The sequence below is a fragment of the Lamprobacter modestohalophilus genome, from assembly GCF_016583905.1.
GTDB classification, from domain to species: Bacteria; Pseudomonadota; Gammaproteobacteria; order Chromatiales; family Chromatiaceae; genus Lamprobacter; species Lamprobacter modestohalophilus.
The window spans coordinates 1-14231 of the sequence record NZ_NRRY01000028.1; the positions used below are offsets into that span (position 1 = coordinate 1).

A 14231-nucleotide genomic window follows, 5' to 3' on the forward strand; every position below is an offset into this window, starting at 1 on the left:
CACACAGGCGCTCGATAACCGCCTGCTCTCCGGCCGCATAGATCGCTTGTGCCTGCTCAGGTGTCATCGCACCGTGTGATCAACCTGAGCGCGGGCGAACAGCGCCGGCCTTGTACCGCGTGCATGATCGGATGCATGCGCCAACATTAACCGGATCTCGACTCTGAGTCTAGGACCAAAAGGGTCAGCTACTTCGGGTTCAAGAGGCCGTGAACGGTTACCATTAGACAGCGTGCGGGCCAGCTGCGCTTGTGCTTTCTGAGCTGCCTATGCGGCAGTGAACGTGGTTTTTGTGCCGGTGATGGCTTCGTCATATTTCTGAGCTGCCTATGCGGCAGTGAACGCCGTTGAAGAGGTCCTCGAAGGAGTCTGCGATTTCTGAGCTGCCTATGCGGCAGTGAACTTCAGCGAGGCCGAATGCCTCTCGGCCGCGCTTTTCTGAGCTGCCTATGCGGCAGTGAACCAAATATTGACGATTTTTGTAACCCTCATCACTTTCTGAGCTGCCTATGCGGCAGTGAACAGCAGATCGGGGATTACTGGGGCGTGATCAATTTTCTGAGCTGCCTATGCGGCAGTGAACGCTAACCCTGATGCGCTTCAATGTGTCGTTTTTTTCTGAGCTGCCTATGCGGCAGTGAACCCTATCAACGGCTTAAACAGATGCGGGTCATCTTTCTGAGCTGCCTATGCGGCAGTGAACTTGCTTCTTCAGCCCTCTTCACTGCTCCAAACCTTTCTGAGCTGCCTATGCGGCAGTGAACGTTCAAGACGAGCCGCCGCAGCATCGCGGGAATTTCTGAGCTGCCTATGCGGCAGTGAACCCTTGAGCACGGCAAGGAATTGCTCGGTCCATTTTCTGAGCTGCCTATGCGGCAGTGAACTTCAGCTCCAGGGCGAAGCGCTTTGCCTCGGTTTTCTGAGCTGCCTATGCGGCAGTGAACGCTTCGGTCAATTCGCCGTTGCGAATCAGATCTTTCTGAGCTGCCTATGCGGCAGTGAACAATGAGCGTATCACGTTCAACTTCCACGATTGTTTCTGAGCTGCCTATGCGGCAGTGAACATCGGAATGGAGAGGTCGCCCATATCCTCGGTTTTCTGAGCTGCCTATGCGGCAGTGAACATAGAGCGCCATTGCGGACGTAGGCGCCCACATTTCTGAGCTGCCTATGCGGCAGTGAACGTGGTCGCGGTGTCAGCAACAGCTTCGTCGTATTTCTGAGCTGCCTATGCGGCAGTGAACATCTCGATGGGCTGAGTTGCACGCGCCTACAATTTCTGAGCTGCCTATGCGGCAGTGAACATGACGACGCGGGTGATCGCGTTGGCCTCTACTTTCTGAGCTGCCTATGCGGCAGTGAACATCGCAGCGGCACCGACCTACGGCATTCGCCATTTCTGAGCTGCCTATGCGGCAGTGAACATGCCGACTTCGGTCCATGAGAGGCCGTCGTATTTCTGAGCTGCCTATGCGGCAGTGAACATCTCGATGGGCTCAGTTGCACGCGCCTACAATTTCTGAGCTGCCTATGCGGCAGTGAACTTGCCGACATTGCTACTTCGGTCGATCTTTCTTTTCTGAGCTGCCTATGCGGCAGTGAACGCGATGATGATCTTGATGAGGGCGAGACCCTTTTTCTGAGCTGCCTATGCGGCAGTGAACAGCCGCATGAGCTACCTAAGCCTCACCGGTCATTTCTGAGCTGCCTATGCGGCAGTGAACACTCATCATCCAGCGCGGAGAACAGCGTCACTTTTCTGAGCTGCCTATGCGGCAGTGAACAAGTCCGAACGCCAGAACAACTCGCAGCGCTTTTTCTGAGCTGCCTATGCGGCAGTGAACCCGTGTAGATCGAGCGGGCGGCCGTCGGCATTTTTCTGAGCTGCCTATGCGGCAGTGAACCGGCATCGCAACGCGGGCGATGCCGGCGGCGTTTTCTGAGCTGCCTATGCGGCAGTGAACGGCTCGCTGTTCAGGAATGGGCCGCATCAGCATTTCTGAGCTGCCTATGCGGCAGTGAACCGCACGGCGCTGAATGTGGAAGATGGCGCGACTTTCTGAGCTGCCTATGCGGCAGTGAACGCACCTGGGCGGCTGTGACTAGGTGGTTCGGTTTTCTGAGCTGCCTATGCGGCAGTGAACTTGCTGACATTGCTACTTCGGTCGATCTGTCTTTCTGAGCTGCCTATGCGGCAGTGAACGTATCACCATCGCATCTATGACGTCTTGGGCTTTTCTGAGCTGCCTATGCGGCAGTGAACATGCATATCTTCGTCATCCATCACAATCAAGCTTTCTGAGCTGCCTATGCGGCAGTGAACGGAGGTGAACCAATATCAAGAGCTTACTCTAATTTCTGAGCTGCCTATGCGGCAGTGAACTTGTATCTTGATCGACAAAGGTTTGCTGATGTTTTCTGAGCTGCCTATGCGGCAGTGAACACCTGGTCGGTCGCCGTTGGCAACGCAACGATTTTCTGAGCTGCCTATGCGGCAGTGAACCTGATGTCGTGCCCTTTCAAGTTTCCTTGCGCTTTCTGAGCTGCCTATGCGGCAGTGAACAGCAGGGCTTGCTCGGTTTGGAGCTTCAGCATTTTCTGAGCTGCCTATGCGGCAGTGAACTGAATGCAGGGGCTTTGAGCGATTACGGGCAATTTCTGAGCTGCCTATGCGGCAGTGAACGCAAGGGGGAGTTGGGCGAACAGGACCGTGGTTTTCTGAGCTGCCTATGCGGCAGTGAACGCCTGCAACATCCGACCAGGTAACATCATCATTTTCTGAGCTGCCTATGCGGCAGTGAACACTGATCGCCAAGCCTGCCGGGATTCCAGAATTTTCTGAGCTGCCTATGCGGCAGTGAACCCAAAGAGCAGGCTAGCCGCTGGCCGGGGAGTTTTCTGAGCTGCCTATGCGGCAGTGAACTCGCGTTGACTGTGATCCTGAGATCCCGCACTTTTCTGAGCTGCCTATGCGGCAGTGAACAACACATGACGCCAGCCCCCGGCCGAGGAGCATTTCTGAGCTGCCTATGCGGCAGTGAACCAACCGTTGTTGATCTCCCGGCCTCGCCCATGTTTCTGAGCTGCCTATGCGGCAGTGAACTCGAAATTGCGGATATGAGTCCTGCCAATTGATTTCTGAGCTGCCTATGCGGCAGTGAACTCACGATCCCTGGCGCGCTCGCCTATGTCGATTTTCTGAGCTGCCTATGCGGCAGTGAACGCCTGGCCTTTATGTTTTCGCCCCGGCCGCATTTTCTGAGCTGCCTATGCGGCAGTGAACATCAAGCGGCCTATGAAGCGCTTTGAATCCGATTTCTGAGCTGCCTATGCGGCAGTGAACTGCGCTTATCGGCTTCGCTGTCATCGCTTCCTTTTCTGAGCTGCCTATGCGGCAGTGAACATACTCAAGATGATGCGATCGGTGGCGCGCAAGTTTCTGAGCTGCCTATGCGGCAGTGAACGGAAATCCGATAATCCCCACCGTTGGTGAAAATTTCTGAGCTGCCTATGCGGCAGTGAACCCGGACAATCATTCTCCCAACGAACGCAAGCATTTCTGAGCTGCCTATGCGGCAGTGAACTCTGACGGTCCCTGGGCCACTCAGGCCGGTATTTTCTGAGCTGCCTATGCGGCAGTGAACCCGGTGCTGATCGCGCCTGCAACATCGGACCATTTCTGAGCTGCCTATGCGGCAGTGAACTTCTCGCGGTCGCATCGGCGAGGGTCTGGCTCTTTCTGAGCTGCCTATGCGGCAGTGAACCAGCTGAGACAGGGGCCAAGCTGCGGGCGCTGTTTCTGAGCTGCCTATGCGGCAGTGAACTGCCGCATCTGGCCGAGGCGCTGATCACCAACTTTCTGAGCTGCCTATGCGGCAGTGAACGTGAAGGCTTTGAAGCCAGTGTTTTCTTGCATTTTCTGAGCTGCCTATGCGGCAGTGAACAGGGCGGCGAAGAACTGCACCAATCGCCAACGTTTCTGAGCTGCCTATGCGGCAGTGAACGAGGCGTATCACCAGGATCAGGAGCATCAATATTTCTGAGCTGCCTATGCGGCAGTGAACGGTGCAGGCGATCAGTTCGCCACCGACTTGCATTTCTGAGCTGCCTATGCGGCAGTGAACCATGTCGGCAGTCGAAGTTCGCCGCGCTGCAATTTCTGAGCTGCCTATGCGGCAGTGAACCCCAGCATGATCAACCGCAGCACCATCAACAGTTTCTGAGCTGCCTATGCGGCAGTGAACAGAGGTTCAGCGCAAAGGTGGCGAGTGTCCAGTTTCTGAGCTGCCTATGCGGCAGTGAACGGTGTAGTCGTCTTGCGCGGCCCTTGCCGGCATTTCTGAGCTGCCTATGCGGCAGTGAACGTGGCTTTGGATGTCGCTGCCGATCTCTTCTATTTCTGAGCTGCCTATGCGGCAGTGAACACAACCCGCAGTCGGCTCAGGCACGATTAGCTTTTCTGAGCTGCCTATGCGGCAGTGAACGGGCTCGCTGGCGGATTTAACACGATTGATTTTTTCTGAGCTGCCTATGCGGCAGTGAACGCCATAGATCGGCAATGGTGCGGGTCTGATAATTTCTGAGCTGCCTATGCGGCAGTGAACGACATGCCCATTCGTCACCGCGTCACCGACGATTTCTGAGCTGCCTATGCGGCAGTGAACGGCGTGAGGTGCTGATCCGTGCGGCGGCACCATTTCTGAGCTGCCTATGCGGCAGTGAACATTTCCAAGAAAGCCAGAACGTTCATGGAGCATTTCTGAGCTGCCTATGCGGCAGTGAACCTGAGCGAGGCTGCGCTTGAAGATGTCGAACATTTCTGAGCTGCCTATGCGGCAGTGAACCTTACGAGGAATGGCTGGATTCGCAGAAAGAGTTTCTGAGCTGCCTATGCGGCAGTGAACAAACGCTCTATGTCGTCTCCCAGCTCCTGAAGTTTCTGAGCTGCCTATGCGGCAGTGAACGAATCCCTTGATGACCTGGGCGTGTTCCCGTTTTTCTGAGCTGCCTATGCGGCAGTGAACCCGGACGAGCCAGCGCCACGGAGCCGCCCATGTTTCTGAGCTGCCTATGCGGCAGTGAACGCCAATTGCATAATGGCAGTCGGTCTTAGTATTTTCTGAGCTGCCTATGCGGCAGTGAACATGAAGGAAACTCCAGGAATGTCACGCCTACATTTCTGAGCTGCCTATGCGGCAGTGAACGCACTTGCGACTCAATGAAACCAGGCTCATCTTTTCTGAGCTGCCTATGCGGCAGTGAACGGTTTTGAGTCTCAGCATGGCCTCTTGCACAGTTTCTGAGCTGCCTATGCGGCAGTGAACTCGATGGTCTGCTCAGCGGTGCCGGTGGCGGCTTTCTGAGCTGCCTATGCGGCAGTGAACAAGCCAAAAATTGACTTAAGCTCTTGGTTTTGAATCTTTTTAAAGAACTATCAGCATCTACACCCTCCACAACTTGAGCCATGCGGGAGGCTTGTAAAACAGTAGCTTAAGAGGAGGATCCGGAAAAGGGTCAAAACCAGGGGACTGTCGCCATGCCGCTCAATCCGTAGGTGTTGAAGTCGTGCTTCGGCTGAGCTGTCGGTAAAGGCGGGCCTAGTTGCAAAAAGAGCGGAAAGGTTTGACCGGTACTTGCGCTTCTCAGGGTCACAAAAGGTAGACGTAGCGCCTCAGCCGCGGTATCTGGGACGCGAGCGCGTGCTTGGTCTTCGCTGAGCCCATGTCGACGCATCTGTCGGCGCCTCAAGCGCTCTGGGCTACTCTTGGCCTGAACCCTTCGCAGGCTGCGATGAACAGCGTCCTTCGGCACCGGCGCAATGTCCTTGACTTCAGCATGATCGCGCATTCCCTGGAGCCAGGCCTGTGCCATCAAGCGCGCCAGATCCTGTTCCGGTCCAATAAGTCGAAGTGTTTCACCAAGTGATGGAGGTTTTTCCTGATAGCCAGGGAAACTCACGCCAACGCTGGTTAATTGGAGTTGGGCCAATCCTCGGTGCAGCTTGGCATAAAGGGCGGCCATGAGCTGGTGAGCAGGAAATTCCGGATCAGGCCGCAGATGGATGTCGATGTAGTGATCCATGCGATCAGTCCTTTCCGGCATCACCGAAAACACCACCTCGGATCAGTGTGGCCATTACGAAATGCTGCTGTTCAAGCGGTGGCGTCTTGTCTTTCAGTAACCAGCCGTCGAGCAGGTTGTAGAAGTCGAGCTTGTCGGTTGGTTTGCGGCAGGCCTTTCCGAGCGTCGTCACCGAGCCATAAGGCTCGACAGCGATGGGACCGAGCTCGGCCACGTCGGGATGCCAGGTATCGATGGTGCGCAGCGCGTTACCGAGCTTCTGTGAGTGCATGCCCGCGATACCCTGGACGTCGTAAAGGGTCTTGCTCTTCTTGCTGTTGCCTTTGTCGAGAATCAGCTCTTGCGAGGGATAGACCTCCTGCCCGGCGCCGACTCGGGCGTAGGCAGTGACCTGAAGCAAAAGATGCTTCGTGCCGGCAAGTCCCTCGGTAATGAGGTCGGCGACCGCTTGCACATCCGCTTGCATCGTGGCTGGAACTTCAAACGTGCGGAGCGGCAAATCTAGGCTCGAGAAGGTCCAAGATGTGGCCGCCCGGCCTTGCACGAGGTGCTGGATGTGCACCTCGATCTGTTCGGCGCCCATGCGGTTACGCCAGAGGAAACGACCATTGGCAAGGTTGTGCGCGTAGCGTCGGCCTAGCTCAGCAAACCCTTGGGAGTCGACGTAGCCTTGGACGGTGCTGACGAGCTTCGCTTGATAGGCGGCATTATTGCAGGCCGACGGCGTGCCAGTCCCGCCTAGCACGCGCAGGGTGAAGCTGACCTTCAGCGTATCCGCATCGGCTGGCAGCGCTGCGACATCAACGGTTTGAAGATTCGGGTTCTCAATGGCGGCATCGAGCTTTGCCGGGTCTTGGTCCTTGGTCTTGAGCCGGTTGGAGATCGTCCCGCGCACGGATTTCTCGCGCAGGCCGATGGCCGACCAGGCGTTTGGATCGGCACGCTGCTCCCAGTCCCCGCTGAAGAACAGTGCGTCAGAGGGGTCTAGCTTGCGCTCGAAAGCGAGAACAGTAGCGGTCTTGAGGGTCGCGTCTTTGCTTGTCATTGGGCTCTCCTGATGGATCGTTGGGTGCTGTCGTTGATCGGGTTTGCCGGTTCAGGCGACTCGGGTGGTGGCTGATACCCGTTGTGGCAGCGGTAAAGGCCGGATGCTGTTGGATGCTCAGGGTCGTGGACGGGCTCCCAGAGCAGATCGTCCAAGCGCTTGAGGCGATGTGGGCTGATCCACTGCCCCACAGACCACACCGTCTCGACAAAACGGAAAGGGGTGGTCATGTCGCGAGCGCCTCGCACACTGCCCGGCGGCTGTAAGGCTGAAAGCGCTGAGAAACCGACTGGGATCGGTACGATCCAACCGGGTCGGTGGTCGGTCTGCCACTCCACCTTTGCAGTTGGATCACCCTCCGCAGTTACAGGAGGCGCATCGGCATGGCTGTTCCAGCGCGACAGATCCAGCCAAGCGTCCAATGCGGTCGCTGTGGGATTTTCGGCACGCAGCTCGGTTAGACGCGCTCCCAGAAGATCATTCCTCGACACCAAGGCAAAGCCGGGTAGCCAGCGTCGCGCTAAACGTCGGAACCACTTGTGCTGTTCACCCGCGTCGTTGTCGTCAGCATCGGGAACCGGCTCCAGTACAGGACGCGTCGGTACGCGTCGCGTCGTGCCTTGCAGCCTGGACATGATGCTGCCGCCTGCCAAACGCATTCCGGCTAGCTCATCGGCGATGCGTTCTGCCAATGCCTGGCGCGGCGCATCGGCCAGATGCGCATCGCTGATCTCGACGTCGAACACCAGCGTGACCTCCAAATGCACCCGGCCTTCCTCGACGATGGCGGCTGAGCGGCCATCGTGCTGGACGGGATTGCGCGTGAGGCGGAAGGCGTGGGTGAAGCCGCCGCGGTTGATCTGCGCCTCGAAGTCATGGCAGACCACGCCGACAGCAAAGAAGGCAATGCCGGGATCAAGCCCTAAGCGACGTTCAAGCGCCCGCATCAAGCCGACGAAGGCCGTCATCGCCGGAAAGCCCCACGTCAGTGGGCTGGAGATCGCGTTGGCGTTCTGGACCCGCAGATGGGGTATCGCCAGAACGGCGCGATGCGCGGGCTGGTTGCTTTCATGCGTCATGGCCGACCTCCCAGGCGTATTGCCGCAGTTGTTCGCCGGCGAGCTTGCGCCAGTACAGGTACTCGGGATCGCCAAGCGGAAGCGGCTGTCGCAGTCGGTTGTTCAGCCAACGTGAGAAATCGTCAGCGAGACGATCGGTTATGTCGTCGTGCTGTTGCTGCTCCGCATCCGCATCCGGGTCCAGCCACGCCCGTTGCGTGGGCGGTAAAGCGCATTCTGGGTCCGTGCTCCAGCCGGGCTCGAGTGTTCGCAGTTCAGCGCTGAACTGGATCAATTCATCGATGAGGGCGTCGACCAAGGCATCACGCCGCTGGCGCGTGCGCAGGTTGTTGGCGGGGTCGCTCTCCAGAAACTGACATAGTTGGCGCATTAGTGTCTTAACCTCACGGCGCCAACCAAAGACATTGAACAGGGACTCGACGGCCAACAAGGGCTTAATCGTCAGGGACTGCCAGACCGGTGGCAATGAGGCGAGCAGAACATTGTCGCCGCGGCGCTCGCTGTTGAGTTGGCTGATGTTCTGCGGTTTGGTGCCGCCTAGCTTTTGCACGGCGAGGTTCGGATATTCATGCACCGGGCGTTCATGCCACTGCTGCGCCTTGCGAGCCGCGCGCGCGGCCTTGGCGTCTTCACTGAAGCGATCGTCTTGGAGGGTTTGGTAGACGCGATGCACCAACGAGGTGGGATAGAGCGGCGCTAGCAAGTGGTAACCGGTATCGTCGTGTGGGTCAGGGCCGACGAGCCAGTAGATCTGTTTCGCGTGGGTGTGGCTGCGCAGTGGTAATCGTGGTTGGGCGAGACCCGCAAAGGCCTGCATCCACGCATGCGCCAAATCGAGGTTGTCATCGAGCGCGGCGGCGAGGTCTGCATCCTGCTCAAGCGCTAAGCTGAGTAAGGTCCGCCCGTCGTATTCGATCTTGAGGAATTTATAGACATCCAAGGCGGCGGCGTTGCCGACGACATCGATCTCGAAGTCGTCACCGAGCACATGGCTGCCGACTTCTTCGAGCGCCTCTAGCGAGGTGGGCTCGCGGAATAGGCTGGTACCTTTCGCATCTGGATGCAGGGGCTTGAGGGAGTGGGTCACGACCTGGATCTGTCCAGACCGGTGGGCTGCATCTTTAAGCCAGGCGGCGGGTTCAAACTGCGCGATCAGCGCAGCGCGCTTGGGATCGTCTTCGGGAAGTTTTTCTAATTTGGCGTTGAGGCGTTCGGTTAGAAACGCCTTGATAAGGTTGTGAATTTGCTGTTGACGTCCGTTCAGTTGTGTTGACACATGACACTCCACAGTTGTGCATGCGGCCGCTTGGCCGGTTCCTGAAGGGCGGTAATCTAGCTCAATCGTACCAAGAAGGCAACCAATGAAGTTTGACCAATAATTTAAGGATATTGGAGAAAGGTAAACTTTAGCGGACTGCTGAGAAGCAGCTAAGAAAAATGAGGTTTGGCCAAGAGGCCATGGCCATCAACTGCCGCATAGGCAGTCGGCTCAAGCACGCTGTGAGCCACCTTCAGGCCCTTGTAAGATCAAGGTTTTCGCAAGGCAAATCCCAAGGATGGGTGATAGCGCCAGCCGTTGTCACTGGGTCGTACAGACGTCATCCCAAAACGCTTGGCACAGGAGGACGGGGGTAGATCCAAGGCCGTCGCCAGGGCAGACAAGGACGCCATGTAGTCGGTCGTCCCCCAAGGCTCGATGCGCTCTCCCTGCACTTGTGCGTCGGGTAGGTGCGCGCACATGTGCTGATAAGGGACATAGATCGGATCACCGCGGCGGGTGCCATCCATCACCCGATGCAGCACGGCCTTTTCTTCATCCTCGTCTGTAAGCAATACGAGCGTGACATCCTCAGGGAGGGCGGCTTTGCGGAATGGCTGCTGCTGCGGCAGTACGGCGCTCAGCAAGGCGTCTTGGGGTGTCTGCTGCCACCAGGTGCTGGCATTGAGCTTGGGTGTTGGCGATTTGCTCGCAGCACGAGGGCGGCGCCCCGAAGGTGTTGCGGTGACGGTCTGCAATGGCGGCAGCATCTGGCCATAAAGCCGCGCATGCTCGAGGTCGATGAGGCGCTCCTTAGGGCGCAGCGCGGCGGCTTCCAGGGAGACGATGCGCGCGCGGGCGTCGATGACGGCGATGTCTTCGGCGCTGAGCAGTTCGCGCAGATCGTGCGAGACGAGATGGAAACGCTCGTCATCCGTCTCGAAGCCGGGTTTGATGAAAGCCGCCTGACCTGGATAGCGGTAATGGCGCAGGTTGTGACTCAGCACTAGGATGTTGGGAGCGGACACAGGCTTGTTGCGATGTCGTTGGATGCGTCCACCCAGTTGGATCAGTGAGCGCATCGACGAGGGCTCGACCACGGCCCAGTCATAATCGTGATCACGACCGACTTCCGTCACTGGGGAGCCGAGTACGATGAAGAGCTGATCGGGCTCTTGGGTGCGCTGCAAACGGTTGCGAATGTCTGGCAGGGCGAAGACCGCCTCGGGCTGATGACGGCTCAACGTCTGGTCGAGCTGGGCCTCGATGGCAGAGCGAATCAGCAAGGGATGACGGGAGTGATAGACGCAGAGATGGACGCGCAGGCCCGTCGGCGGGCGGAGTTGGAACAGCGCTAACGCGGTCTCGAACAAGGGCTCGATGTTGGCCATGCGCACCAGGCCAAAGCTGACGCGCTTGCCCGTCAGCGGATCGACACTGTGATGGGCCGCGTGCAGGCTTGCCGCGGCATCGAGGACTTGGGGCGCGAAGGCTTCCGCGAGTGGTTGCCACTGACGCGCGGCTTGCATTCCCTGCAATGGATGGATGACGGCTCGCCGTCGCGGCTGCGTCGCCTGCTTGGCCAGCTCACCGACTCGGCGCTGCGCGAACGTCTGGTGCGCCTGAGCGAAACAGGCCGGGTCGGCGCAGTCTTGAACCGACTGATGAAACTCATCGAACCAGGCGCAGCACACGACGGGTGGCGCCGCTGTGCGTTCTGGCTGTGCGCTACGGTTGTGCTGAAAGTGTTGGCGGCCGTTGCGATAGGCCTCGAAAAGACCCTGCACCAGTGACGGCGGCAGGGTCGCGGATGACAACAGCACGCGCGCTCCAAGCAGCCCGGACCAGTGCACGAGACGGGTAAGGGCAGGGAGGTCGTCCAGGCCGAAATCATCGGGCTCATCGAGCACGAGATCGCCGCTCATCAAGCGCAGCATGGGGGCGATTTGGCGGCCGCCACGCTGGCTTTCGGTGGCTGGCGTCAAATGGTCGATGGTGCAGACCAGAAGCGGGGCGACCAAGAGCTTCTTGATGTTTGGATCGGTCAGCGCCTTGCGCAGCAGAGGATGCTCGTCGAGCTGGCCCTCATAGAGCACATGCGTCTCTTCATCCAGCAATGCTTGCCGCGAGGCTGAGCCTGTGGCCTCTGCCTCGGCCTCATGGTGCTCGAAGAGCGCGCGGCTCGCCGAGCCACCGACCCGAATGGCGAGCTCATCGTCACCTAAGCTGAGCAGGCCGCGGAACGCTTGGCCAGTTTGTAGGGTTAGGGTGCGCAATCCCAACGCGAACGCACAGCGCATGCCGAGGGCGGGGTCGGCCAATGCGTACATGATGCGTGCATTGCCGAGCGTCTTACCGCAGCCAGTCGAGGCCATGTTGATGATGAAGGCCCCCTGCTGTTGGGAGCGTTCGCGCATGCCAATGGCCGCTTCAAAAGCCTTATCCTGCCAACGGAAACGGTCGTTTTTGGCGCGTTGTTTGAGGCTCCGATGGCGGCCGAGTCGGGGTAGATGCCGCTCGAATCGGGGCAGAAAGTGCGCGATCTCTGCGCCATGACGCGCAACCCCGACGAGATGTTCATCGAGCGTTTGGTTCGGTGCGCCACCTTTGCAGGTATTGGCTAACAGCGCTGTCCCGGGCGAGACCTTGACCCGCTCGGCGTGATCGCCCTCGAGGCTAGAGTAGTGATGGTCCGCCAGCATCAAGCTGAGCCGGCTGAGATGCATCACAAAGGGGTTGTTGAGTACTGAGGTCGCTGCCGTTTGGGTCTGCGTCGATGCAGCAAATGCGCATAGGCGGCGAGCGAGACGACTCGCGCGCTTACGCCAGTCTGGCGTCGTGACCGGAAGACCCTCGGGAAACGCCCAGTAAGACCTCAGCGCGTCTGGCTCCGCGCCTTGAAAGGCGCGCTCATTCCAGGATGGCTGAATCCGAGTGAGAAGCCCAGACAGCGCGGACATTTGAAAGGGCTCACCAAGTGGTAGCTCAGGCAAACGATGGTGGGTGAGCACGAGCCAGGCCAAGGCCTGTGCAAGGGGGGCGTTGCTCAGCGTCTTGAACGGGGAGTCGAACGCGCCGTCCAGGCCATCGCAGCGCAGATCCTTCCGCCAGCGCGCGTCATCGTCTGCATTGGGAGCGGCCAGACGCGCTAGCCAGGCGGCATCGTCGTCGACCCCGACGAAGGCCTCGAATAGGCGCACCGATACCCATTCATGTCGAATGAGATTGCGCCCCTCAAACCTCCCTGTTAGACGCTGCTGAAAGGCTTGGATCGCTTTGCCGAGATCATGCAGCAGCCCGGCGAGGTCGACCAGCAAGCGGATCAGCTCGCCGCTGTGCCAGTCGTTCTCATCTTCGCTGCGCAGCACATTGTGTTGGGTGGTATTGGTCGGAACGGCTCCGAGCGTGTTGAAGCGCTTGCGATCCCCGACCACCCAAAGCAGCTCAGAATGGTCGATGCCACGAATCCAATGGCACGCGACCGCCGTATTCTTGCGCGCCGACTTGCGTAGGAGGCGGCGCAGCGTCTCAAGACCGTCGCGGGTGATGGGTGTTTGCCAGGTCCGGGTACCGCGGCGTTCGGCAAACTGATCCAGGATACGGCGGGTTTGGGTGAGCGCTCGTTTGTCGCATTGCGAGATGAGCAGGATGTTCATGGGGTGGCTTGCTGCACCATTGCGCCCATCTGCTGCGCGATGTCCTTGAGGGTGTCAATCATGGCATCGAGCGCTTCACTGCGTGTCAGGGCCTCGATGCAGGCCTGTCGAAACTCTTGCTCGGTGTCGCCCCGCACCGCCGAGAGGAAGGCTTGCGGGAGGATCAGCGCGTCCTTGACGAGATCGGCCACGTCGAAAACGAGGCCACCGCGGCGGGTTTTGCCGTGGAGCACGGCGAGTCCATGAGGGAGGCCGAGCACCCAGGTTGCGGTTGCTGCCAAGCCGTAAGCCAGGTAATTTCCGTGATCGAGAAACTGGTTTGCAGCGTCTGTCCCTTGGCCGCGCTTTCCGCGGACGAAGTCGCCGTATTGGGTTGCTCGAGCGGCGAGCTTGTAAAGCTCCTTGGTCAGCCGGGCTTCTTCCATGAGCAATGCGGTGTGGTCGGATGCGACCTGGATGTTCGAGCCAGAACGGCTGAGCAGTGCACTCAGGGCGGTCACATCGGGCTCAAAGCCGGTTGATTTCAGATGGCGGGCCGCGCTCCAGTGCGCTTGGATGTGTTGAAGTCGCTGCTGCTGGAACCGCTTGGCGGCCTCCAGCCGGAGGTCTTCATCGAACCAAAAACGCACCCAGGCTTGCAGATACTCGGTTGGGCGATATTCGCTCTGCGGCGAGAACCAGACGATATCCGTATCGCGCTCCGTTCCGCTGAACAGCGGCGTCCCACCGCCACCGCAGAAACCCACCAAGACGCCGGCCTTAGCCAGTTCGCGCATGGCTGCCTGAGTGACCGACGTGCCGGTGCCAAGCAGCACGCAGGTCGTGTTCGCAATGGGGATGTTCCAGTACAGCGAACGCTTGCCTTCGTCGGTAACGTACTCGACGCGGCCACCGTTAACCAGGACTCGGCAATGCTCCAGATAGTAAAGATTGGCTCGCTTGGAGTGGAGGATGGTCTTGAGATCGCTTGCGTGAATGTCGTCCATTCGTTTTACTCACGATTAAGGTCGTCCTCGGTCGGTGCTGATGTGGGGCAAGCGATTGACCTGCAACTGGATATGCAGCTCTGCCAGGAGAGACGAACAGAGGCAGCGACAACGACGAGCCGTCGA

Annotated in this window: 6 protein-coding genes and 1 CRISPR repeat array; all 6 genes read right to left on the reverse strand. The window is 58.8% G+C overall.

What is annotated here, in order from left to right:
• Positions 1 to 255 precede the first annotated feature (255 nt).
• A CRISPR array of direct repeats spans positions 256 to 5384; the repeat unit is 28 nt; unit sequence TTTCTGAGCTGCCTATGCGGCAGTGAAC.
• Between the two features lie 130 nt (positions 5385 to 5514).
• The gene (gene cas6f, locus CKO42_RS15805) at positions 5515 to 6081 is read right to left on the reverse strand and encodes a type I-F CRISPR-associated endoribonuclease Cas6/Csy4 (protein ID WP_200246126.1); all 567 of its coding nucleotides are present in this window, start codon (positions 6079 to 6081) and stop codon (positions 5515 to 5517) included.
• 4 nt (positions 6082 to 6085) lie between these two features.
• Positions 6086 to 7126 (reverse strand): type I-F CRISPR-associated protein Csy3, encoded by a 1041-nt coding sequence (gene csy3, locus CKO42_RS15810; protein WP_200246128.1) that lies wholly within the window; start codon positions 7124 to 7126, stop codon positions 6086 to 6088.
• Positions 7123 to 8205 carry a type I-F CRISPR-associated protein Csy2 gene (gene csy2, locus CKO42_RS15815; protein WP_200246130.1) on the reverse strand — a complete coding sequence of 361 codons (1083 nt, stop codon included), beginning with the start codon at positions 8203 to 8205 and terminating at the stop codon, positions 7123 to 7125. The genes csy3 and csy2 overlap by 4 nt, the downstream gene beginning before the upstream one ends.
• Complete coding sequence (csy1, locus tag CKO42_RS15820; RefSeq protein ID WP_338034931.1) at positions 8195 to 9493, reverse strand: type I-F CRISPR-associated protein Csy1; 1299 nt, start codon at positions 9491 to 9493, stop codon at positions 8195 to 8197. The genes csy2 and csy1 overlap by 11 nt, the downstream gene beginning before the upstream one ends.
• A 239-nt stretch (positions 9494 to 9732) precedes the next feature.
• A complete protein-coding gene (gene cas3f / locus CKO42_RS15825; protein WP_200246133.1) occupies positions 9733 to 13119 on the reverse strand; it encodes a type I-F CRISPR-associated helicase Cas3f in 3387 nt (1128 codons plus the stop codon).
• Positions 13116 to 14105, reverse strand: a complete 990-nt coding sequence (gene cas1f / locus CKO42_RS15830) for a type I-F CRISPR-associated endonuclease Cas1f (RefSeq protein ID WP_200246136.1) — start codon at positions 14103 to 14105, stop codon at positions 13116 to 13118. The genes cas3f and cas1f overlap by 4 nt, the downstream gene beginning before the upstream one ends.
• Positions 14106 to 14231 lie beyond the last annotated feature (126 nt).